Origin of the sequence: Pseudarthrobacter sp. SORGH_AS 212, from assembly GCF_030818145.1 — a bacterium.
In the GTDB taxonomy this organism is placed as follows: domain Bacteria; phylum Actinomycetota; class Actinomycetes; order Actinomycetales; family Micrococcaceae; genus Arthrobacter.
Window position 1 is genome coordinate 3051560 of record NZ_JAUTAA010000001.1, and the last position, 21553, is coordinate 3073112.

18 protein-coding genes and 2 pseudogenes are annotated in these 21553 nt (G+C 68.0%); 6 read left to right on the forward strand and 14 right to left on the reverse strand.

The genetic code is table 11. The annotated features are described in order from the left end of the window. Nucleotides 1-5: 5 nt before the first annotated feature. Nucleotides 6-632 (forward strand): GNAT family protein, encoded by a 627-nt coding sequence (locus tag QE394_RS13930; protein ID WP_349034814.1) that lies wholly within the window; start codon nt 6-8, stop codon nt 630-632. On the opposite strand, the gene QE394_RS13935 is transcribed toward QE394_RS13930, so the two are convergent. The 3 genes from QE394_RS13935 to QE394_RS13945 all read right to left on the reverse strand — a co-directional run bounded on the left by QE394_RS13935 (nt 616) and on the right by QE394_RS13945 (nt 4423). Continuing rightward, nucleotides 616-1812 carry an FAD/NAD(P)-binding oxidoreductase gene (locus tag QE394_RS13935; RefSeq protein WP_349034815.1) on the reverse strand — a complete coding sequence of 399 codons (1197 nt, stop codon included), beginning with the start codon at nt 1810-1812 and terminating at the stop codon, nt 616-618. The genes QE394_RS13930 and QE394_RS13935 overlap by 17 nt on opposite strands. A 4-nt stretch (nt 1813-1816) precedes the next feature. After that, nucleotides 1817-2023 (reverse strand): DUF2945 domain-containing protein, encoded by a 207-nt coding sequence (locus QE394_RS13940; protein ID WP_015938198.1) that lies wholly within the window; start codon nt 2021-2023, stop codon nt 1817-1819. Between the two features lie 162 nt (nt 2024-2185). Beyond that, nucleotides 2186-4423: a S9 family peptidase gene (locus QE394_RS13945; protein WP_349034816.1), complete on the reverse strand. Its 2238-nt coding sequence runs from the start codon at nt 4421-4423 to the stop codon at nt 2186-2188. A gap of 630 nt (nt 4424-5053) precedes the next feature. On the opposite strand from QE394_RS13945, the gene QE394_RS13950 reads away from it, so the two are divergent. After that, the gene (locus tag QE394_RS13950; protein WP_349034817.1) at nt 5054-5476 is read left to right on the forward strand and encodes an Hsp20 family protein; all 423 of its coding nucleotides are present in this window, start codon (nt 5054-5056) and stop codon (nt 5474-5476) included. A gap of 228 nt (nt 5477-5704) precedes the next feature. Here the strand turns inward: QE394_RS13950 and QE394_RS13955 are convergent, their stop codons facing one another. The 7 genes and pseudogenes from QE394_RS13955 to QE394_RS13985 all read right to left on the reverse strand — a co-directional run bounded on the left by QE394_RS13955 (nt 5705) and on the right by QE394_RS13985 (nt 14305). Beyond that, a complete protein-coding gene (locus QE394_RS13955; RefSeq protein WP_349035410.1) occupies nt 5705-6703 on the reverse strand; it encodes an NAD(P)H-hydrate dehydratase in 999 nt (332 codons plus the stop codon). Then, the gene (locus QE394_RS13960) at nt 6681-7457 is read right to left on the reverse strand and encodes a histidine phosphatase family protein (protein ID WP_200937682.1); all 777 of its coding nucleotides are present in this window, start codon (nt 7455-7457) and stop codon (nt 6681-6683) included. Before QE394_RS13960 ends, QE394_RS13955 begins: the two co-directional genes overlap by 23 nt. 146 nt (nt 7458-7603) lie before the next feature. Next, nucleotides 7604-9302: pseudogene (locus tag QE394_RS13965) on the reverse strand (alkaline phosphatase D family protein). 83 nt (nt 9303-9385) lie between these two features. Beyond that, nucleotides 9386-10525 (reverse strand): LCP family protein, encoded by a 1140-nt coding sequence (locus tag QE394_RS13970; RefSeq protein WP_349034818.1) that lies wholly within the window; start codon nt 10523-10525, stop codon nt 9386-9388. 98 nt (nt 10526-10623) lie between these two features. Further along, nucleotides 10624-11280 (reverse strand): low molecular weight phosphatase family protein, encoded by a 657-nt coding sequence (locus QE394_RS13975; RefSeq protein WP_349034819.1) that lies wholly within the window; start codon nt 11278-11280, stop codon nt 10624-10626. Between the two features lie 178 nt (nt 11281-11458). Continuing rightward, nucleotides 11459-12079: a DUF305 domain-containing protein gene (locus tag QE394_RS13980; protein WP_349034820.1), complete on the reverse strand. Its 621-nt coding sequence runs from the start codon at nt 12077-12079 to the stop codon at nt 11459-11461. A 57-nt stretch (nt 12080-12136) separates the two neighbouring features. Beyond that, the gene (locus QE394_RS13985) at nt 12137-14305 is read right to left on the reverse strand and encodes a heavy metal translocating P-type ATPase (RefSeq protein WP_349034821.1); all 2169 of its coding nucleotides are present in this window, start codon (nt 14303-14305) and stop codon (nt 12137-12139) included. 299 nt (nt 14306-14604) lie between these two features. On the opposite strand from QE394_RS13985, the gene QE394_RS13990 reads away from it, so the two are divergent. Both QE394_RS13990 and QE394_RS13995 read left to right on the forward strand, forming a co-directional pair. Then, complete coding sequence (locus QE394_RS13990) at nt 14605-15429, forward strand: PAS and ANTAR domain-containing protein (protein WP_056076107.1); 825 nt, start codon at nt 14605-14607, stop codon at nt 15427-15429. A gap of 96 nt (nt 15430-15525) precedes the next feature. Continuing rightward, nucleotides 15526-16362, forward strand: a complete 837-nt coding sequence (locus tag QE394_RS13995; protein WP_056076104.1) for an alpha/beta hydrolase — start codon at nt 15526-15528, stop codon at nt 16360-16362. A gap of 5 nt (nt 16363-16367) precedes the next feature. On the opposite strand, the gene QE394_RS14000 is transcribed toward QE394_RS13995, so the two are convergent. Next, nucleotides 16368-16808 carry a hypothetical protein gene (locus QE394_RS14000; RefSeq protein WP_349034822.1) on the reverse strand — a complete coding sequence of 147 codons (441 nt, stop codon included), beginning with the start codon at nt 16806-16808 and terminating at the stop codon, nt 16368-16370. A 193-nt stretch (nt 16809-17001) separates the two neighbouring features. Between QE394_RS14000 and nhaA the strand changes: the two genes are divergently transcribed. After that, nucleotides 17002-18375, forward strand: coding sequence for a Na+/H+ antiporter NhaA (nhaA, locus tag QE394_RS14005; RefSeq protein ID WP_349034823.1), 1374 nt, complete (start codon nt 17002-17004; stop codon nt 18373-18375). Nucleotides 18376-18445: 70 nt separating this feature from the next. On the opposite strand, the gene QE394_RS14010 is transcribed toward nhaA, so the two are convergent. From QE394_RS14010 to trxB, 3 genes are all read right to left on the reverse strand, one after another. Beyond that, the gene (locus tag QE394_RS14010; RefSeq protein ID WP_314214411.1) at nt 18446-18679 is read right to left on the reverse strand and encodes a hypothetical protein; all 234 of its coding nucleotides are present in this window, start codon (nt 18677-18679) and stop codon (nt 18446-18448) included. Between the two features lie 89 nt (nt 18680-18768). Then, entirely contained in the window at nt 18769-18993 is a 225-nt protein-coding gene (locus QE394_RS14015; protein ID WP_056076092.1) for a hypothetical protein, read from the reverse strand. Nucleotides 18994-19194: 201 nt separating this feature from the next. Continuing rightward, a complete protein-coding gene (gene trxB, locus QE394_RS14020; protein ID WP_349034824.1) occupies nt 19195-20172 on the reverse strand; it encodes a thioredoxin-disulfide reductase in 978 nt (325 codons plus the stop codon). A gap of 119 nt (nt 20173-20291) precedes the next feature. Here trxB and chrA point away from each other — a divergent pair. After that, a pseudogene (chrA, locus tag QE394_RS14025) lies at nt 20292-21502 on the forward strand (chromate efflux transporter). Nucleotides 21503-21553: the final 51 nt, after the last annotated feature.

The window sequence follows — 21553 nt, forward strand, 5'->3', positions numbered from 1 at the left end:
CCCCAATGCCGGACATCGCGCTGCCCATCCGTACCGGGCGCCTGGTCCTGCGGCGCTTCGAGGCCGGAGACCTGGAGGCGTTCCACGCCTACCACTCGCTGGCGGAGACCGCCCGGTTCCTGCCCGGGCCGGCCAAGAGCTACACCAAATCCATGGAGTCGGTGGGGAAATACGCCAACTTCGTCTACGAGAAGGAAGGCGACTGGCTCTGCCTGGCCATAGAAGCCGCAGGGGAGCCGGGCCTGCTGGGGGAAGTGGTGCTCAAGTGGCTTCCGGGCCGCGGCCAGGCGGAAGTGGGCTGGTCCATGGCACCGCAGGCGCGGGGTAAGGGCTACGCCACCGAGGCGGCGGCAGCGGTCCTGGACCTTGGTTTCGGGGAGCTTGGCCTGCGCCGGATCGAAGCACGGCTGGACGAACTCAACACTGCCTCCGCCGCGCTCTGCCGGCGCCTGGGCATGCGGCTGGAGGGCCGCCACGTGGACAAATGGTTCTACAAGGACCAGTGGGCAACGGAGATGATCTACGCGGTCCTCGCGGACGAGTGGCGGGCCGGCCAGTGGCGGGCCGGCGATGTGCCGGTGTCCGCCGACGGGCGGGCCGGGTCCGGCGGGGTCCCTACGCCCGGCCCTTGAGGATGAGGTTCCAATAGACCTGCGGGAAGACGTCGCGGTCCACCACCCAGGACGCCTTGCTTTCGTTCCAGGTGGGGATCCGCGGAATGGTGGGCATGGGCCGGTACCGGTCGTCGAACTCGGCGAACACTACGGTGTCGCGTGAGACGGTGAACGGGCAGACCGAATAGCCGTTGTACTTCTGCGTGAGTGGCTTTCCTTTCCGGGCGGCCACCAGGTTCTTGGCTACAACCTTGGTCTGCTTGCGCAGCGCCCCGCCGGATTTCGAATTGGTAGTGCCTGCGGCGTCACCCAGCGACCAGACGTTGGGGTACCGCAGGTGGCGGAGGGTCTGCCGGTCCACTTCCACGAAACCGCCCTTGTCCGCCGGGGCCGGGAGGTCGGTGGCCTTCAGCCAGTCAGGGGCGGACTGCGGCGGCACCGCGTTGAGGACGTCGTACTGCACGGTTTCCTGGCTGCCTGAGCCGAGGCTGCGGATGGTCGCTTCCCGGCGGGCTGCGTCCACGGACACCAGTTCGCTGTCCGTCCGCAGCTCGATGCCGTACTCGGCGATCTTCCGGTCCAGTTCGCGGTCCACCTCGGGCACACCGAACACGGTGGGGTAGGGCTGGACCATCACCACGCGGATCTGGTCCAGGACGCCCTGTTGCCGCCAGTAGTCGCAGGCCAGGTACATGGGCTTCTGGCTGGCTCCGCCGCATTTGATGGGGCCGGCAGGCATGGTGAACACGGCCGTCCCCGAGGTCAGGCCGCTGAGGAGGGTCCAGGCTTTTGATGCCAGCTCAAACTCGTAGTGCGTGGCGCCGTACGGCGAATGGACAGCATCGGCCAAGCCCGGCACGGCGTCCCAGTCGTACTGCAGCCCAGGGCAGACCACCAGCTGCCCGTAGCCAACAGTTGAGCCGGATGCCAGCGTGACCGTGTTGGTGTTCGCGTCCACGTCCACGGCAGCGTCCCGGATCCATTCGACTCCGGGCGGGATCACCGCGGCCTGGCTCCGGACTGCCTCCTTCGCCTGCGCGCGGCCGCCGGCAATGTGCGAGAACAGTGGCTGGTAGAAGTGGTGGTCCTTGGGCTCGATGAGCGCCACGTCCCTGACCCCGTACCGCTCCAGCCGCGCCGCCAGCGACACTCCCGCGTTGCCGCCGCCAATGATGACCACTTCATGCAAAGCGGCCACGGCGCTACTTCTTCTCGGTCAGGGCCGACGCCTTGTGCGCCGCCCGGGCACCGGTCTTGTCTGATTCCACTACGTACTGCGGTTCATCCTTGCTGGCGCGGTGGGTGTTGCCGTCCAGCTCGAAATCGCTGGTCTTCTTCTCCACGATCTTGCCGTGCGTCTTGCCCTGGGAGGTGTTCCACTCCACGTGCGTTCCCTTGCTGAGTGACATTGCTGCTCCTTCGGCATCCGGTGGCGGAAAACAACTGCCCAACAATAGTAAGCATGGTGATCATTTCTGGATACCCATGGAGGGGGCATCCAGGCGCGGGAGGAAGGCGGGACGTACGACGGCGGCGCGGGGCCGCCGTCGTACGCCCCGCTTCAGGAGGGCCTACTTGAGTCCGGCCCCCGGCAGCAGTTCGGTGGCGCCCAGGGAGTCGGCAATGAACGCGTAGTCCCACGCCCGTTCGCGCCACTGCACGTACCGGCCGGACGCGCCGCCGTGGCCGCCGTCCATCTCGATCTTCATGAGGACCGGCTCGGATCCGGTGGTGCGGTTCCGCAATTCCTGCACCCACTTGGCGGGCTCCACGTAGAGGACGCGGGTGTCGTTGAAGGACGTCACGGCGGCGACCTTGGGGTAGGCCACTTCCCGCACGTTTTCGTAGGGCGAGTAGGACTTCATGTACGCGTACACGTCGGCGTCGGTTATCGGGTTGCCCCATTCCTCCCACTCGAGGGCGGAGAGGGGCAGGTCCGGGTCCAGGATGCTGGTGAGCGGGTCCACGAACGGCACCTGGGCCACGACGGCCGCGTACTTCTCCGGCGCCATGTTGGCGATGGCGCCCATCAGCAGGCCGCCCGCCGAGCCGCCCAGCGCCGCGATCCGTGCAGGGTCCACCCACCCCGAATTGGCCAGCCAGTCTGTGGCGTCCACGAAATCCGTGAACGTGTTCTTCTTGGTGAGCTTCTTGCCGTCCTCGTACCAGTGCCGGCCCAGTTCACCGCCGCCGCGGATATGGGCAATCACGAACACCACACCGCGGTCCAGCAGCGAGAGCCGCGCGATTCCGAACCCGGGGTCCATGCTCAGCTCATAGGAGCCGTATCCGTACACCAGGCCGGCCGCCGTCGAATCCTGCTTGATGCCCTTATGCCGCAGGACGGACAGCGGGATGCGCGTGCCGTCCGCCGCTGTCGCCCATTCGCGGGTGGCCACGTAGTCGCTGCCGTCATAGCCGCCCAGGACGGGGCTTTCCTTGCGCAGCAGCAGCTCGCCGGCGGGCTGCTCCGCGGTGGGCAGGACAAAGTCGTAAATGCGCGACGGCGTGAAGTAGGACGTGTAGCCCAGCCGGATGACGGGTGCCTCGTAGTCCGAGCCGCCCACCCCGGCGGTGTACAGCTCCTCGTCAAACGCCGGTTCCACCGGAGCCTGCTGCGCCGGCGTGCCCAGCCCGGCCAGCCCCATCACCTGGACGCGCTCGATGGTGTCCTTGCGGATGGAGGCGATGAGGTGCGTGGACGTGACGCTGGCACCGTTGACGCGGACGTCGTCGGAATGCTCGACGACGGTCTGCCAGGCCTGCTCCGCCAGCGGCTTTGCCAGCTCGGCGGGGTCCGCCAGGGAGATCATGGAGTTGATGGCTCCGCGGTTGTGGGTGAGCAGGATCTTCTCTGCCTTGACGCCGTCCGGGCCTTCGAGCAGGAACGGCTCCGCCTCATACAGGACGCGCTCGTCCCGCGAAATAACAGTGGTGACCTCCTGCGCGGGGTCGTCGAAGCGGAGCAGCCGGGTTTCGCTGTACTCGGAGCAGCCGATGCCCAGGACCAGGTAACGCCGGTCCGAGGAGAGCTCGAAACCGAGCCACATGGCGGTGTCGTCCTCCTGGTAGATCACCGTGTCCTCGCTGACCGGGGTGCCCAGGACGTGCGCCTTCACCTGGTACGGGCGCCAGGAGTCATCCACCACGGTGTAGAAGAGCCGGGTGCCATCGGGGGAGAAGGACACTCCGTAGAAGATGTTTTCAATGACGTCCGGCAGCAGTTCGCCGGTGCGGAGGTCCTTGATCCGGAGGGTGAAGCGTTCGTCGCCGGAGTTGTCCACGGCGTAGGCGTAGAGGTTGCCGTCCACTGTCACGGCGGTGCCGCCCACGGAGAAGAACGGCTTGCCCTCGGCCTCGATGTTGCCGTCCAGCAGGACTTCTTCGCCGGGGATTTCGACGCCGGGTTCCACGGCCGGCGGGGTCCAGTCGGCGATCCTGTCATGGGTGTCGCTGGCGCGGACGCGGCACTGGATGCCGTACTCCTTGCCCTCCACCGAGCGGCTGAAGTACCACCAGCCGTCCTTGCGGTGGGGGACGGAGAGGTCGGTTTCCTGGGTGCGTCCCTTGATCTCCTGGAAGATGGCTTCGCGCAGGGGCTCCTGGTGGGCGGTGACCGCTTCCTGGTAGGCGTTCTCGGCCTTCAGGTGCTCCACCACCTCGGCGGACTCCTTGTCCCGCAGCCACTCGTAGTTGTCCACGTAGGTGTCCCCATGGTGCGTCCTTTCGGTGGGCACCTTCTTGGCCACGGGCGGGGTGGCGGCGGACGCTGGCGTGCTGGCGGAGTTCTGCAGCGGAGTGGAGGTCATGGACTCAATATATAGACCGGGCACTTCACCGTGGCCGGCGTTCGCTACCGGGGAAGAAACCCCTGATTCCTTCCGCCACCGGCAGCGGGGATTTCTGGCTGACGCGGATTTCCGGCAGAGGGGGAGTGGGCGCGCGTTGTGGGGAGTAAGGCCTGTCCGGCCGGGGGTGGCAGGCGTATCGTGTTCAGTTCAAGGCACCTACGCCCAGCGTGAGAGGGGAAGATCCATGACCATCCCGCCAGTGCACGAACCGTCGCCGTTCCCGCCGGAGCCCGGTCCGGATCCAACATCGCCCGATCCCACGCAGCCCGGCCACCCCGGCTCGCCGGCGCCCAGCCCGTTCCCCACCCCCGAGCCGCCCGGTCCGTTGCCTGTCCCCGACCCGGGGCCGGCACCCCTCCGCCCTGATCCCACGCGGGATTAGCGCCAGAACGAACCCGTCGAAGGGGCCCTCTGCAGATGTGCGGAGGGCCCCTTTTGGCTTGTCCCGGAGCGTGCACTGAACCGCCGGAAAATTTTCGCCGGACGGGCTTGCATACCTCTGCTGCCGGTGCTAAAAAATCTATATCAGCCACCATAGATCGGCTGAAAACTTACACAGTGTTGGACCACCCTAATGAGGAGGATGCCATGTTGATGCGAACCGATCCGTTCCGCGAGCTGGACAGGCTGGCCCAGCAGGTCCTCGGGACGGCAGCCCGTCCGGCAGCCATGCCGATGGACGCTTGGCGGGAGGACCATGACTTTGTGGTCGCCTTCGACCTGCCCGGAGTTTCGCCCGAGTCCGTGGACCTGGATGTGGAACGCAACGTGCTGACCGTCCGCGCCGAACGCCCGGATCCCGCCGCCAACAACACCGAACTGATCGCCTCCGAACGGCCGCGCGGTGTCTTCAGCCGCCAGTTGATCCTCGGCGACACCCTGGACACGGAAAACGTGAAGGCCCGCTACGACGCCGGTGTCCTGACGTTGCGGATCCCGGTTGCCGAGAAGGCCAAGCCGCGCAAGATCGAAATCGAGATGAAGGGAGCCAAGCAGGAAATCGCAGCTTAGGTTCTGCGCCGTCCAAGTTACCGGCGGGGATGCCTTGTGATGGGCGTCCCCGCGGTGTAGAACGGGGGATACCGGGAGGATCCGAACGCGTTGTATCTGCCAGTTTCGGGCGATTGCCACTATGGAACGCCACAGCGCCGGTAGCGCATCGGCAGTTGCGAGTGATCCCCTCCGAGACGGTGGCCCTCCGCGTTGATGCAGGGGGGCCATCCGCGTGCCGGGGCATCGTCAGGTGCCGAGCTCCAGCATGAGCGCCGGCAGTTCGTCGGCGAGTTCGCGGGCCAGGAATCCGAGTGGTCCCATCCTGCTGGCCAGCCGGTCGGCCGCTGCCGCGTGCAGGTGCGTGCCCCAGCAGGCGGCCTGCGCGCCGGTGGTTCCGCGGGCGCGCACACCGGCGATCGCCCCGGCCAGGACATCCCCGCTGCCCGAGGTCCCCAGCCCGCCGTATCCCGTGGTGATCTTCCACAGCTCGGATTCCTCCGGGCCAACGCCTGGCGGCCGCGCGATCAGCCCCTGGCAGCTCACCACCGCGCCGAACCTGCGGGCGATTTCGGCCACGTCCGTTTCCAGTTCCTCAGTGTCCCGGCCCAGCAGGATGCCGGCCTCGGTGGGGTTCGGGGTCAGGATCAGCCGGCCCCGCCACGGCCCTACCCGGTCCTCCAGCTCCGCGAGCGCGGCCAGCGCAAACGCGTCAAGGACGACGGCGGGACCTCCTTCCCGGCCGGACGCGCCGGGGCCTGCGCCGCCGTCGTCGGGCTTCCCGCCGGCTTGCCCGTCACCATCAGCGTCCCCTCCTGAAGTGCCGGCTGCCTCTTCGCGTGCCAGGAGGGCCTCAAGAAGCTCCCGTGCCAGGTCCGGATCATCGAGCCCGGGCCCCACCAGGATGGCGTCGGCCGAGTCCAGGTTGGCCGCCATCCGGTCCACGCCCTCCGCGGTGACCGAGCCGTCAACGGTTTCCGGCAGCCCGATGGCACCGCACTCGGGCAGGGCAATACCTACCTGGACCGCCACGGATTCGGCCACGGCGAGCGTCAGCTTCCCTGCGCCGGCACGCAGCGCGGCGGTGCCGGCCAGCAGCGCAGCGCCGGGGGTGGCGCGTGCACCGCCCACCACCAGTACCGAGCCGCGCGAATACTTGTCCTCGCCCGGGGAAGGCAGCCGCCAGTCCCGCAGCAGCGAGGGCGTCACCAGCTCGGGGCCGGAGTCACCGCGGGCGGACACTGGCATCTCCGGCATGTTCGGTGACTTCGACGCCCTGTTCGGCCAGGTGGTCAGCGACGTTGAAGCTCTCCAGCGTCCACGGCCCCGCACCGGACGGCCGCACATACCGGGTCATCGACGCGTTCAGCACCGAGGTACTGGCCGCGAGGTCCAGCAGCTCCTGCTCCGTCATGCCCTCCAGCAGGTAGCGGAAGAGCAGGATCACGGCGTCGTGGCAGACCAGCATCACCCGGTGCCCGGTGCCGAGGTTGTTCAGCTCGGCCAGCACGGAGCGGAGCCGGAGCGCCACATCAGCCCAGGACTCCCCGCCCGGCGGACGGTAGTACAGCTTCCCCTGCCAGGACCGCCGTTCGGCTTCCTCCGGGTAGCGCGTCTCAACGCCCACCCGGGTCAGCCGGTCCAGGATGCCCAGCTCACGGTCACGCAGCCGCTCGTCCACCTGCACCTTCACGGACCAGCCGGCAGTTCCCACGGCGATTTCCGCCGTCTGGTGTGCCCGGGCATAGGGGGAGGACACCACAGCGTCCGGCCGGTAGTCCTCGGCGATCCGGGCCAAAGCCGTCCCCAGTGCCGCAGCCTGGTCCTGGCCCACGTCAGAGAGGTTCACGTCGGCATCGCGTGCCGGGACCTCGATGATCTCCGCACCCGCCAGGTGGGCCTCGGTGGCGGCCACGTTGCCTTCGCTCTCGCCGTGCCGGATCAGCAGCAGTTCCACCGCGCCGGCTTCCTGCACCGCTTCCGTCAGTCCGTCGTCGTTCATGAAAATCACTCCCCGTCCGCGTCCGTGCCGAATCCGGAACACTACCAGCGGCCGTACCCACGGGGCCGGAAAGATAAACGGGCGGACGGGCGCGGCGGGGTGCCCCGGTGGCGGAGTCCAGGGTGCCCCGGCCGGCGTCGTGCGTCCTACCGCTCCGGGGTCAGCACCTTGGAGAACACCGTGGCGCCGTTGGCGTTCCGGAGGCTGGCGGTGAAACTGTTGTCCTCGCCCAGCTGGACGTGCCCGAAGAACTGGTTTTCGCCGTCGCGCGGTGATTCGCCCGGGAAGCGGCCTGCTTTGGCGAACACCACCTCGGGGCCGAAGGTGCCGTCCATAGAGTTGGGTCCGAACGAGCCCGCGGCGATGGGGCCGGCCACGAATTCCCAGAACGGGTCGAAATCGGTGAAGGCTGCGCGCTCGGGGGAGTAGTGGTGGGCCGCGCAGTAATGCACGTCGGCGGTCAGCCACACCACGTTCTTCACCCGGTTCTTCTTGAAGGCGCTCAGCACCCCGGCGATCTCGAGCTCGCGGCCCAGGGGAGCGCCGTCGTCGCGGTTGGCCAGGCTCTCCTGGTTCACCGCACCGTCCGGAACGATGATGCCCAGCGGCAGGTCCGCGGCAATGACCTTCCACATGGCCTTGGACTTCGAGACCTCCCGGATCAGCCAGTCCACCTGCTCCTGACCCAGGATGTTGGTGGTGTACGCCTCCTTGCCGTCCGTGTTGGGGGATTTGAAGGTGCGCATGTCCAGGCAGAAGATGTCCAGCTGCGGGCCGCGGGAGATCTTCCGGTAGATGCGGGCCGGCTGGTACTGGCCGCCGTCGTCGAACGTGCCCGGGCGCCACAGCGCTGAACTGTCCGCGATGGGCATGTTTTCCTGCCAGGCCTGCCGGCCGCGGGCGGCGAGGGTGTTGACATCCCGGACCGTGTAGCGGGGATCGTCCAGGACCTCGCCGGGGTACCAGTTGTTGGTGGTTTCGTGATCGTCCCAATTGGCGATCACCGGGACGTCCGCGAACATGGCCCGCATGTTGGCGTCCATCATGTTGTAGCGGTGCCGGCCGCGGTATTCGGTGAGCGTCTCGGCCACCTTGGACACCTCCTCGGTGACCAGGTTCCGCCACACCTGCCCGTCCTTTTCCACCACGGTTTCGGTGAGCGGGCCGTCCGCGTACACGGTGTCGCCGGAGTGGATGAAGAAGTCCGGCCGGGTCTGGTGCATGGCCCGGTAGCCGAACATGCCGCCCACCTCCTCGTTGATGCCCCAGCCCTGGCCCGCGGTGTCGCCGGTCCAGACGAAGCTTTGCGCGTACGACGCCGGGACGTCGCCGCCGTTGCCTGTCCCGCCGGTGCGTCCCTTGCCGTTGACCGCGCCCCTGTCCGGCGCCGTGCGGAAGGTGCCGCCTACCGTCTCACTGGTGGCGCCGCCGTCGTCCTCGAAACTGATCTCCAGGGCGAAGCGGGTGTTTGGACGGGAGGTTGCCTGCATGGATCTTCGCGGTGAAGTCGGACGCCTGGGTAGCCCGGGGCCCGCGGATGACCCGCTCGAAGGCGCCCCGCCCGCGAAGGACCGCGCCGCCGTCGTCCACTGCCCGCAGCACCGCCGTCATGCGGCCAGCCTCCGAGGACCGGGACCACAGGACGGCCGAATCGGAGGTGACGTCGCCGGTGGCGATGCCGCTGGGGAGCGTGAGCCGGTTGCGGACCAGGGCCACTCCGGCCGGTGACCGGGTGGGTGCGGCGGGCGTGGCTGTGTTGGCGGCGTTCGCTGCGGTCGGGGCGGAGGCAAGTGCGGCGGCGAGCACGGAGCCCTTGACGATGGTGCGGCGCGAGATGTCAGTCATGCCCTCCACCCTTCAGGCGCCGTGCACACAGGTCTTTTCGGCAGGGTGAACTGCGGGTAAGCCCGGGTTGAACAGCGCCCTGACTACTGCGTCGCGAGCTCGCCGATCCGGCCCTCCCGCAGGGCTGCACCCACCGCCGCGATGCCGCCGTAATCCGGGAACAGCACCGACTGCCCGGCAATGAACCCGGACCCCGCCGTCGGAAGCGTCATGCTGCGGATTGCGTTGGCATCCAGGTTCCGCAGGCTGTAGGCCAGGATGGCGGCCTGGATTGGGTCGAAGCCCTTGTCCACGGTGAGGCAGCAGGACGCGAACTCCACGAGGGACCGCACGGCCGTGACGTCGTTCAGCGCCCCGCCGGCGGTGAGGCGGGCCAGGATGGCGCGGAGCATGATCTGCTGGTCGCGGACCCGCTGGAAGTCGCCGTCGGAGAAGGCGTACCGCTCCCGGGAGAACTCCAGCGCCGCCTGGCCGTCCAGGTGGTTCATGCCGGCGGGGAACACATGCTGGGTCTCGATGGTGGACTGGAACGCGATGGGCACGTTGACGTCGATGCCGCCCAGGCCGTCCACCAGGAGCTTGAACCCGCCGAAGTCCAGCATCAGGGTGTGGTTGATGGTGATTCCCAGCAGCTCCTGGACGGCGGCGGTCTGCATGTCGATGCCGCCGTATTCCAACCCGGCGTTGATTTTGGCGCCACCGTAGCCGGGGATGTTCACCCACGTGTCGCGGTTGATCGAGATGAGGTAGAGCGTGCTGCGGTCAGCGGGGACGTGCACCACCATCAGGGTGTCCGCCCGGTGGTCCTGCGCTTCACCGGTGGCTGCCGTGTGCGCGGCGGCATCTTTTGCTGGTGTGCCGCCGCGGATGTCGCTGCCGATCACCAGGACGTTCATGGCCCCGGGAGGCAGTTCCGCGATGGGCGGGGGCGGCGGAGGAGCCGCTGGTGCCGGTGGCGGGGGCGTTTCGGACGGGGTCTCCGACGGCGTGGGGGTGGTGGTTTCGCTTTGGGTCGCCGTGCCCTGGGCGGCCGGCGGCGTGACGGTGCCCGCGCGGTTGAGGCTGACGACGGCCACGACGGCGGCAGCCACCAGGACCAGGGCCAGCAGCGCCGCGATCCAGCGGCGGCGGCCGTGCGCCACCATCCAGCGCCCGTGCGGGTGGGCGCCCGGGGAAGCGGGTCCCGCAGGACCGGATGGGTCCGAACCGCCTGGTGTGCTCATAGTGGCCCCTCACCTCACCGTGACTGTGGTGGGATCAGTGTCCGCCCGCCGGTGCCCGGTTGGCTACAGCCGTGGCCAAACTGTCACCTGCACGGTGGTCACGGGCCGGACACCGCCGGGTGCCGCCGTCGTGATGGCACCGAGTTGAGTCGGGCATGCCGCAGGATGGACACGATGGCGGGGGCCAGCTCGTCCTCCATCTGCCGGTACACCTCGGGGGAGCGCCGGTAGGGGTCAATGATGTCGTTCTCCGAGGAATCCGCCGGCAGGGCCAGGTGCCGGACACCTGCAGCGCGGGCCGGGAGGCTCCGCCAGTAGGCTGTGTTCGCGGCCAACGGGTCGGCGTCACCGTGATCCTCGGCGGGGGCTTCCGTGGCGCGGCCGTCCAGTACGTCGAGCATCCGGGCGAACTCGCGGATGGTGAACGTCCGTTTCAGCATCGACGCGTCCTGCTGCAGCACCTCGCCGCGGTGGCCGGAAGTCATGGTGAGCACCAGGTCCACCCCGCGAAGAATCTTGGAGTTGAGCTGCCGGGCCTCGAAGCCGTCCGGGTCCCCGCCGTAGGTCCGCACGATTTCCGCCGAAATCGGCTGCATGGGATCGCCCACCATGGCCCTGGTTCCGGCGCTGGCCACCTCGAACCCGCCGGGCACCACCTGGTTGAGTCCTGTCTGCAGCAGCCTCTCGGCCACGGGCGAACGGCAGATGTTGCCCGTGCAGACGGTCAGGATTCTTACTGGTGCGGGGATATCCAAGGGAAGTTACTCTTTCCAGCCGGTGCCGGGACCGTACAGTCCGTGCCTCTCAACTTAACACGCACACGCCCGACGGAGGCCGCCCCACCCCGCACGCGAGCTCACCTTTGGTTGCCTGGGGGCCAACGCGCGCTCACCTCGCGCTGGAATGGTGGGCGCGCGTTTCGGTGGTGGGGGGTCAGAGGCCGGCCAGGAGCCCCTTCATCTCCGCGATCTCGGCTTCCTGGGCTTTGATGATGTCGCGGGCCAGCTGGATGGTCTGCGGGTACTTGCCGGAGCTGATCTCCTGGCGGGCCATGTCGATGGCGCCCTCGTGGTGCCCGGTCATCTGCTGGAGGAAGAGCCTGGCCGCTTCGGTGCCCTGCGCGGCCTTGAGTTTGGCGATGCCGTCCCCGTCCACCATGCCGCCCATCCCGTGGCCGGACTGGTCGCTCATCATGGTGGGCACGTTCCAGCCCTCCAGCCAGCCGGTCATGAGTTTGATTTCCGGCGTCTGCGCGTCCCTGATCCGGGTGGCGAGCGAGGCCACCGGGGCGGGCGTATCCTGCTTGGCCAGCATGATGCCGCTCATCTCCACGGCCTGCTGGTGGTGGGGAATCATCATCTGGGAAAACATGATGTCGGCCTGGTTATGGTCGGAGTTTGCGTCCGGCATCATGCTGGACATCGGTGCGGAGCTGCCGTGGTTCATGGGCATGGTGTTTCCACCGGAGCTTCCCGAACCGGCGGCGCAGCCTGCCAGGCCAAGGGAGGCTGTGAGGGCAACGGCGAGCATCAGGGTTTTGGTCTTGGTGGTCATGGTTGAACGTCCTTCAGGAAAGTAGCTGGCAATGGAGTGTTTGTGGATGTGGCGGTGTCAGCGCACATCGGCGGGGTTGAGTTTGAGCCGCCGCAGCAGCTGGGCGTTCAGCGCCACCACGATGGTGGAGGCGCTCATCAGGACGGCGCCGGCGGCCGGCGAGAGGACCACCCCGGCGAATGCGAGCACCCCGGCGGCCAGAGGCACGGACAGGACGTTGTAGCCGGTGGCCCACACCAGGTTCTGCCACATCTTGCGGTAGCTTGCCCGGGACAGGTCCACCATGGACAGCACGGCACGCGGATCGTTGCCGGCCAGCACCACGCCGGCGGATTCCATCGCCACATCCGTCCCGGCGCCGATGGCGATGCCCACCTCGGCGCGGGCCAAGGCGGGGGAGTCGTTCACGCCGTCGCCCACCATGGCCACCTTCAGCCCGCGGCCCTGCAGCTCCGCCACTTTTTTGTCCTTGTCCGCCGGCAGCACCTCGGCAAACACCTCGTCGATCTTCAGGTCCGCGGCCACGGCCTGCGCCACCTGGCGCGCGTCGCCCGTGATCATTGCCACCTTGACGCCGCGGTTCTGCAGCGCCGCCACCGCCTGCCGGGACTCCGGCCGCACCGCATCCTCCAGGCTCACGGCACCCAGGACACGGCCGCCGTCGAGCACGTGCAGGACGGACGCGCCGCGCTCCCGCCAGCTGCGCGTGGCCTCAGCCAGGCCGGAAGGTTCGACGACGCCAAGCTCGCGAAGGAGCGCGGGTCCGCCCACGTGCAGCGGACGGCCGTCCACGGTTGCCTGCACGCCGCGGCCCGCCAGTGCCGAAAACCCGGACGCGGCAGGAACGGTGAGGCTACGGCTCCGCGCAGCACGGACGATGGCCCGGGCTGCGGGATGCTCGCTGTCGGATTCGACAGCGGCGGCCAGGGACAGCAGGCCGTCAGCATCCAGGGTCCCGGTTGTGGCGATGTCCCGGAGCTCGGGTTCGCCCCTGGTGAGGGTGCCTGTCTTGTCGAAGAGGACCACGTCGATGGTCCGCATGCGCTCCAGGGCCATCCGGTTCTTGATCAGCACCCCTGCGCGGGCAGCCTGTTCGGTGGAGATCGCGATCACCAGCGGAATGGCCAGGCCCAGGGCGTGCGGGCAGGCGATCACCAGCACCGTCACCGTCCGGGTGACCGCTTCCGGCACGCTGCCCAGCAGGGTCCAGGCGATGAACGTGAGCACACCCGCTCCGGCGGCGAAATAGAAGAGGAAGGCAGCGGCGCGGTCGGCCAGTGCCTGGGCACGGGAGGACGATGCCTGTGCCTCGGCCACCAGCCGCTGGATGCCGGCCAGGGCGGTATCGTCGCCCACTGCTGTGACGAGGACGCGCACCCCGGAGTCCGTGGCCACGGTGCCGGCCACCACGGCGTCACCGGGCCCGCGCGGAACGGTCTTGGATTCGCCCGTGATCATGGATTCGTCGAACTCGGCGCGGCCCTCCGCAACCGTGCCGTCGGCGGGCATCCGGGCGCCGGGGCGGACCAGGACGAGGTCGCCGGGCCTCAGCCCGGACACGGGTACTGTCTCGGTGCCGGAAGCTGTGACGCGTTCGGCGTCGTCCGGCAGCAGCGCGGCGAGGGCGTCCAACGCTCCCTGTGCCGATCCGAGGGCGCGCATCTCGATCCAGTGGCCCAGCAGCATTATGGCCACCAGGAGCGCCAGCTCCCACCAGAAATCGAGGTCGAAGCCGCCCAGGCCCAGGCTGGTGACCCAGGAGGCGGCGAACGCCACCGTGATGGCCATGGCGATCAGCAGCATCATGCCGGGCTGGCGGTCCTTCAGTTCCTGCAGGCCGCCTTTGAGGAACGGCTGGCCGCCGTACAGGAATATAACGGTTCCCAATATAGGCGGGATCCAGGCGGAGCCCGGGAACACGGGCGCCATGTAGCCCAGGAGGTGGCCCACCATGGGGCTGAAGTAGACCACGGGAAGAGATAAGGCCAGCGTGAGCCAGAACCTGTTCTTGAACATGGCGGTGCTGTGCCCGGCGTGCTGGCCGGACGTGTGCACGGTGTGGCCGTCATCGTGGTGCATGTGGGCGCCGTGCTGCAGGGGGGCCGCGGTGTGCGCGTGGCCGGGAGCGTGGCCCTGCCCGGCAGGGGCGGCAGCAGCCGGAGCGTCGGTGACCCCGCCCGCGGACTGGCGGCCGCCGTCGTGATGGTGATGGGAATGGTCTTGCATGGGAGTCAGGTCCGTTTCTTGGCGAAGGAAGAATCCTTGTGGACAAGCAGGCGCTGGGGTTGAACGGCTGTGAAAGCGGGGCGCTTGGAAACGCCGGCCGGGACATACCACTTCACTGACAACACCTTTAATATACCCCTAGGGGGTATCGTCGTCAAGAGTTCGGCGCGGCTTGTGACCGGGGAGAGCTAGCAGCCCGGGCTACCAACTTAATCTTGCTCCCGTCATACTTGTATAAAGGCCCACACGGGCAGAGCATGCTTGTGCGGGCGGAACGGATGCTACATGGAGGTGGCCCTGTGAAGGACGTTCGCGGCCCTTACACCTACTCGAGTGCCTTGGGGGATGACGACTGCGTCGCCGGAACCTACACGGCAGAGGTGGATGGCTGGAAGCTTTCCTGGTCCGACGGGATGTACCAGCTGCACGGCTACCGCCGCGGCGACGTGGTCCCCACCCTGGAACTGCTGTTCGCGCACAAGCATCCCGAGGACCGGCCGCGTTGCGAAGCCATTGTGGCCCAGGTTGCCGAGACCGGCGGGTACTTCTGCATGTACCACCGGATCATCGACTCCAGGGGCAAAACCAAACGGGTGCTGTCCTCCGGCGAGGGCATCATCGGCCCGGACGGCAAGGTCACGGTGATCGAGGGCGTGATGGTGGACCTCACCTCAACCCTGCAGCGCGAGACCGAGCAGACCGCCCGTGATGCGGTGGCCGGGGCTACGTCCACCCGCACCGTCATCGACCAGGCGCGGGGCATCCTCATGGGACTGCTCGGCATTGGCTCCGATGAAGCCTTCCAGCTGCTGGTGGCAACCAGCAGCTACCGGAACGTCAAGCTGGTGGCAGTGGCAGCGGAACTGGTGCAGCTGGCCAACTCGGAAGACGCCCGGGAGTACCTGGTCAGGGCCGTCAGGGCCATAGCTGACCGGGCGCCGGCAGTTTCGGGGGACCGGAGCAAGTCCAGGGAACACCAGGCCGCCCGGGACCACCGGGCAGCACCTGAACGCCGGACCGCCGCAGGTCCGTCCGCGGTAGCTGCCGGACGCTCCGCCGTCCCCGGACCCTCGCCCCGTCCTCCCACGGGACGCCCGGGTCCCGGCCGCCGCCCCACGGGCTGACGCCCAGCGGGACCCATCCAGAAGTCAGCATGCTGCCGAATGACTGGTGTTCGGGCGTCAACCGAGGCCCGGTAACCGCATATCGGAAGGTCAGCCATGACCGAAGTTACTGCCCACCACGGGCTGTTCAAGGACACCAACCTGCATGTGGACGATGCCGGCGGAGCGGGCCGCCCGGTGGTCCTCATCCACGGATGGCCGCTCTCCGGGAAATCCTTCGAGGAGCAGATACCGGCGCTGCAGGAGGCCGGATACCGGCCCATTACCTATGACCGCAGGGGGTTCGGCCTCAGCAGCAAGCCCCAGGCGGGCTACAACTACGATGTTCTGGCCGAGGACCTGCAGAAGGTCCTGGTGGAGCTGGACCTCAGCGACGTGACCCTGGTGGGGTTCTCCATGGGCGGCGGTGAGGTGGCACGCTACCTCGGCCTGTACGGACCGGCGCGTATCCGCAGCGTGGTCTTCGCCTCCGCCGTGACGCCCTACCTCATGCGGACGGACGGCAATCCGGATGGGCCCCTGACCCCGGAGCAGGCGGACGGCATGGCGGAGGACCTCGTCACGGACGAGGCAGCCTTCTACGATTCCTTCACCCGCGACTTCTTCTCCGTGGACGGGGTCCTCAAGGTCAGCGAGGTGCAGCGCAAGGAAGCCGGTGCCATGTGCGGGCAGGCCAACAAGAACGCGGCGCTTGCCTGCATGGCGGCCTTCGGCGGAACCGACTTCCGGGGCGACCTCGCCGATGTCACCGTCCCGGCCTTGGTGATTCATGGCGACGGCGACGCGACCGTGCCGTTCGAGGGGTCCGGCCAGCGGACGCACGCCGCACTGGCGGACAGTGAGGTCCACGTCATCAAGGACGCGCCGCACGGCTGCAACGTGAGCCACGCAGAGGAGTGGAACAGCGTGGTGATCGAATTCCTGGCGAAGTAGGCAGGCTACGGGCCGACGTACACGTTCTGGTGGATACGCCTTAAGCCTTCAGACTCCAATTGGACGGCGTCGGCGTAGTCCGGCACCAGGGCGGCGGGTCTTCTGTCGGACCCGCTGACGGTCACGATCTTGTTGCTGGAGCTGCCGGCTGCAACGCCGCATCCCGCGTAATCGGTGACCTGCTGATCCACGTTGACCACCGCCAGGCAGGCTTGTGCGCCATCAGAACTCTGCGCTGCAAAGAACTTCCGGCCGCCATCTTCGACCAGGAAACGCAGGGTGGTGGGATCGACCTGTTCCAGGAAGCCTGCATCGGCGGGGAAGGCATCCTCGGGTCCTGCGGGGGCTTTCAGCGCATCAATGCCGTACCCGTCACTGGCGCAGCCACCGAGCAGCAGCGGAACCGTCAGCGCTGCAAGCGTTGCCGCGGGTTTGAGCTTCATCATCCGTGTCCCCCAGGTTGTGAATACCGTGCCCATGACGCTACCGGAGTGTTCCCGGCGGGTCTTGTCATACCGAAGTTGGCCCCAGCGCCTGTGTCCGTAGAAGGGGAAGCTGCCGTGCCGGTAGGATGGATGAAGGTGCGCCGGGAAGTCTGGTCGGCATAGTTTCGTCGACCCCCAAAGTCAGGACCCTGCCGTGACCTCCGCCCCGCAGCCCCCGCACAAGCACCCAAACAAGCACCAGGCCCAACCCCAGCCGCGCCGTTCCATCCTCGCCCGGGGCTCCTATTCGGAAGCCCTTCGCATCGGCGAGATCCTGCGCAAGGAAACGGTGGGCGGTGCCCTGCTGGTGGCCGCCGCGGTGATCGCCCTGATCTGGGCCAACTCGCCGGCGTCGGACAGCTACTTTGCCCTCAGGGACATCACCGTCGGCTACGAACCCTGGCACCTCGAACTAAGCCTCGGCGCCTGGGCGGCTGACGGGCTCCTCGCGGTCTTCTTCTTCCTGGTGGGCCTGGAGCTCAAACGCGAATTCGTGGCGGGAGACCTGCGCCAGATCAGTACGTCCATCGTCCCGGTGCTGGCCGCCGCCGGCGGTGTGCTGGTCCCGGCGGTGATCTACGCCGTCGTGAACCTCTCCAACCCGGACACGCTCCGCGGCTGGGCCATCCCCACGGCCACGGACATCGCCTTTGCCGTGGCCGTGCTGGCCGTCATCGGATCGCACCTGCCCAGCGCCCTGCGGATCTTCCTGCTGACCCTTGCCGTGGTGGACGACCTGATTGCCATCAGCATCATCGCGTTCTTCTACTCCAGCGACCTCCAGCCCACTCCGCTGCTGCTGGCCCTGATTCCGCTGGCCGTGTTCACGTTCCTGGTCCAGAAGTACCGCCGGTTCTTCGGCACCCATGCGGCGGCGGCCTGGCTGATCCTGCTGCCGCTGGGTTTCGCCACCTGGGCACTGGTGCACGCCTCCGGTATCCACGCCACGGTGGCTGGAGTGCTGCTGGGCTTCGCCGTCCCGGTAATCCGGTCGCAGGCCAGTGGAGGCCCGGAGGCCGGGCCCGGTCTGGCAGAAATTTTCGAGCACCGGTTCCGGCCGATTTCCGCAGGCATTGCCGTCCCGGTGTTCGCCTTTTTCTCGGCGGGCGTCGCCATCGGCGGATGGGACGGGTTCGTGTCGGCGCTCGCGGACCCGGTGGCGCTGGGCATCATCCTGGCACTGGTCCTTGGCAAGCCCATTGGCATCCTCGGCGCCACCTGGCTCCTGACCAAAACAACCAAGGCCAAGCTGGACAGCTCCTACCGCTGGATCGACATCTTTGGCGTGGCCCTGCTGGCCGGCATCGGTTTCACCGTGTCCCTGCTGGTGGCCGAGCTCAGCTTCGGCCAGGGCAGCCTCCACGACGACCATGCCAAGGTGGGCATCCTGACCGCGTCGCTGCTCGCTGCCTTACTGGCCAGCGTTATCCTCCGCACCCGGAACCGGCAGTACCGGCAGGCCGAGGAACTGGAAAAAGTGGACGCTGACCAGGACGGCATCCCGGACGTCTACCAGAACCGCGCTTAACCGGATTATCCAGGGACGCACGACGCCGGCACTTACACGTGTGCCGGCGTCGTGGTCTGTCTGTGGCCGGCTAGGCCGGGGAGAGTCCCAGCAAAGGTTCCGCGGGTGCCTCCATGTGCCGGATCTCCAGGGCCTCCGGGTCCAGCAGCTTGCGTGCGCCGGTCCGTGCGTCCAGGATCCAGAACAGGTCCAGCGCGGGCACCACCCCGGTCACCCGGCCGCTGTGGAACAGCTTGCCCCGATGCCACGCCTCGATGTTGTCTCCAATGCGGAGCTGAGCGGTACTGACTCCCTGTGCCTCCATGCGGGCTGCCTCCTGCTGGTTGTGTCCCCGTACGCCCAGCTTGCCGCAGCGAGGTTGCAGGAGTGTTTCCGCAGGGTGTTATTCCTGTGTCAGCTGAGGTTGGTGCGCCGGGTGCTCAGCATGTGGAGAAGCAGGGCGCGCTGCGGCTGGCCCGGATTGCGGTCCACGAACAGGCTGAGGGAGGCGCGGGCACCGGCTTCCGCGGGGTCTGTGCCGCTCATGATTTCCTCGATGATTTCCAGCGCCTGCAACTGGAGGTCCAGGAGCGCCACTTCCTCAGTGACGGACAGCGGAGTTTTGGGTTTGCCGGACATGGGGGTGCCGCCTTTGTGCTGGGAGCCCTCCCCGGGGAGGAGCAGCAGCCTCTCCCAAGCCCATCGGATGAATGTACTAAGTGTACTTATAAGTCCGTGGGCGGCAAGGCTTTCAGGAGGCCTTTTTCCGGCCCAACTGGGTAGCAGTAGATGTCGTTATGGGCATCCATAACGACATCTACTGCTACCTACTTGGGCGGGTCAGCCGTGGGTGGGTTCCTCCACCAGGGCGGTGGCGATGCTCGACGCGTCGTCCAGGGCAGCCAGGTACCGCTCGGCATCCAGGGCCGCGGCGCAACCGGTGCCGGCAGCGGTGATGGCCTGGCGGTAGCGGTGGTCCACGGCGTCGCCGCACGCGAAGACGCCGGAGAGGTTGGTGCACGTGGTGGGGGAGTCCACCTTGATGTAGCCCTCGTCATCCAGGTCCACCTGGCCGGTCAGCAGTTCGGTGCGCGGCAGGTGGCCGATCGCCACGAAGATCCCCGTGGCGCCGAGTTCCCGGGTTTCGCCGGAGCGGGTGTCCGCCAGGGTGACGCCGGTGACCTTGGAGTCGCCGTGGATGGCGGTAATGGCGGAGTTCCATTCGAACCGGATCTTGGGGTTGTCCTTGGCACGCTGCGCCATGATGCGGGAGGCGCGCAGTTCGCCCTTGCGGACGACGACGGTCACGGACTTTCCGAAGCGGGTCAGGAAGGTTGCTTCCTCCATGGCGGAATCGCCGCCGCCCACCACGATGATGTCCTGCTCGCGGAAGAAGAACCCGTCGCAGGTGGCGCACCAGGACACACCGTGGCCGCTGAGCTTCTTCTCCTCGGGCAGGCCCAGTTCCTTGTAGGCGGAGCCGGTGGCCAGGATGACCGCGGGTGCCTCGTGGGTCTCCCCGGCGCCGGTGACCACGCGCTTGGCGGAACCCTTCAGGTCAACGGACGTGGCGTCGTCGAACACCACCTTGGCGCCGAACTTCTCGGCCTGCTGCTGCAGCCCGTCCATCAGTTCCGGGCCCTGGATGCCGCTGGGGAAACCGGGGAAGTTTTCCACCTCGGTGGTGTTCATCAGCGCCCCGCCCGCGGTGACGGAACCGGCCAGCACCAGCGGGGCCAGGCCGGCCCGGGCCGCGTAGATGGCGGCGGTGTAGCCCGCGGGGCCGGAGCCGATGATGATCAGCTGTTCGTTGCTCATGGGGTTCTCCTTGGAGGTTACGGGCTGCGCGCCCTACCAGTGGAGCAATGGTCATCGGCCCCTGTCAATCCGCTGCATAATGGGCCCATGACCCCACCGCAGCCCTCCGTGGCAGCCCCATGACCGGCGAGGCGCCAGCCGCGGCCCGCGGTTCGGCCTGGGAGGTCTTCCGGGTGTTCCTCAAACTGGGTGTCACCTCGTTCGGCGGCCCCATCGCGCACCTGGGCTACTTCCGCGACGAACTGGTCCGGCGGCGCAAGTGGGTGGACGACAGGGATACGGGGACCTGGTGGCGCTGTGCCAGTTCCTTCCCGGGCCTGCTTCCAGCCAGGTGGGCTTCGGCATGGGGCTGCACCGCGCCGGCCCCCTCGGCGCGCTGGCCGCGTTCCTTGCCTTCACCCTCCCGTCCGCTGCATTGCTGGTCGCCTTTGCGCTGGGAGCCGCGCTGTTCCAGGGCGCCGTGGGGTCCGGGATCCTCAGCGGACTGAAGATCGTGGCGGTGGCCATCGTGGCCCAGGCCGTGTGGGGCATGGCCAGGGCCCTCACCCCGGACCGCGAACGGGCGGCGATCGCCGTCGTCGCGGCCCTGTCCGCCACTCTGCTGGCCGGTTCATTCGGCCAGATTTCGGCCATCTTGTTCGGCGCGCTCGCCGGGCTGCTGGTCTGCCGGCGGGGCACCGCAGAACTCACCGGCCAGATGCGTTTCCCCGTCAGCCGGACCGCGGGCATCATCTGCCTGGCCCTGTTCATGTTGCTGCTGCTGGGCTTGCCGGTGCTGGCGCTGGCCACTGGCTCGGCCGGAATTGCCGTGTTCGAGGCGTTCTACCGCTCCGGGGCGCTGGTGTTCGGCGGCGGGCACGTGGTCCTGCCCCTGCTCCAGGCCGGCGTGGTGGACCCGGGCTGGTTGACCAGCCAGCAGTTCCTGGCCGGCTACGGCGCCGCGCAGGCAGTGCCGGGACCCCTGTTCACGTTCGCGGCCTATCTGGGCGCGGCGGCAGGATACGGTCCGGGCGGCGTGGCGGGCGCCGCCGTCGCGCTCGCCGGCATTTTCCTGCCGGGGTTCCTGCTGCTCACCGGCGTGCTGCCGTTCTGGAACTCGTGGCGGTCCCGGCCCGGAGCCCAGGCCCTGATGCGGGGTGCCAACGCCGCCGTGGTGGGCATCCTGGCCGCAGCCCTGTACAACCCGCTGTTCACCACTGCCATCACCGGGCCGGGGCCGTTCTGCCTGGGACTGGTCTGCTTCGTGCTGCTCATCGCGTGGAAGGCGCCGCCCTGGGCCGTGGTGCTGGTGGGCGCGGCCGGGGGAGTGCTGCTGGCGCTCGCCGGCTGAGTCCGTGGTGCCGGCGGCGGGGCCCGTAGCGTTGCCGTGGGAGTAGGCTGG

Bases quoted from the DNA above. Each gene is read 5' to 3' on its own strand.
- QE394_RS13940 (WP_015938198.1), bottom strand. From the start codon at position 2,023: ATGTCACTCAGCAAGGGAACGCACGTGGAGTGGAACACCTCCCAGGGC.
- QE394_RS13960 (WP_200937682.1), bottom strand. From the start codon at position 7,457: ATGAACGACGACGGACTGACGGAAGCGGTGCAGGAAGCCGGCGCGGTG.
- QE394_RS14015 (WP_056076092.1), bottom strand. From the start codon at position 18,993: ATGTCCGGCAAACCCAAAACTCCGCTGTCCGTCACTGAGGAAGTGGCG.
- QE394_RS13995 (WP_056076104.1), top strand. From the start codon at position 15,526: ATGACCGAAGTTACTGCCCACCACGGGCTGTTCAAGGACACCAACCTG.
- QE394_RS13980 (WP_349034820.1), bottom strand. From the start codon at position 12,079: ATGACCACCAAGACCAAAACCCTGATGCTCGCCGTTGCCCTCACAGCC.
- QE394_RS13945 (WP_349034816.1), bottom strand. From the start codon at position 4,423: ATGACCTCCACTCCGCTGCAGAACTCCGCCAGCACGCCAGCGTCCGCC.
- QE394_RS13955 (WP_349035410.1), bottom strand. From the start codon at position 6,703: ATGCCAGTGTCCGCCCGCGGTGACTCCGGCCCCGAGCTGGTGACGCCC.
- QE394_RS13950 (WP_349034817.1), top strand. From the start codon at position 5,054: ATGTTGATGCGAACCGATCCGTTCCGCGAGCTGGACAGGCTGGCCCAG.
- QE394_RS13970 (WP_349034818.1), bottom strand. From the start codon at position 10,525: ATGAGCACACCAGGCGGTTCGGACCCATCCGGTCCTGCGGGACCCGCT.
- trxB (WP_349034824.1), bottom strand. From the start codon at position 20,172: ATGAGCAACGAACAGCTGATCATCATCGGCTCCGGCCCCGCGGGCTAC.
- QE394_RS13985 (WP_349034821.1), bottom strand. From the start codon at position 14,305: ATGCAAGACCATTCCCATCACCATCACGACGGCGGCCGCCAGTCCGCG.
- QE394_RS14010 (WP_314214411.1), bottom strand. From the start codon at position 18,679: ATGGAGGCACAGGGAGTCAGTACCGCTCAGCTCCGCATTGGAGACAAC.
- QE394_RS14000 (WP_349034822.1), bottom strand. From the start codon at position 16,808: ATGATGAAGCTCAAACCCGCGGCAACGCTTGCAGCGCTGACGGTTCCG.
- QE394_RS13930 (WP_349034814.1), top strand. From the start codon at position 6: ATGCCGGACATCGCGCTGCCCATCCGTACCGGGCGCCTGGTCCTGCGG.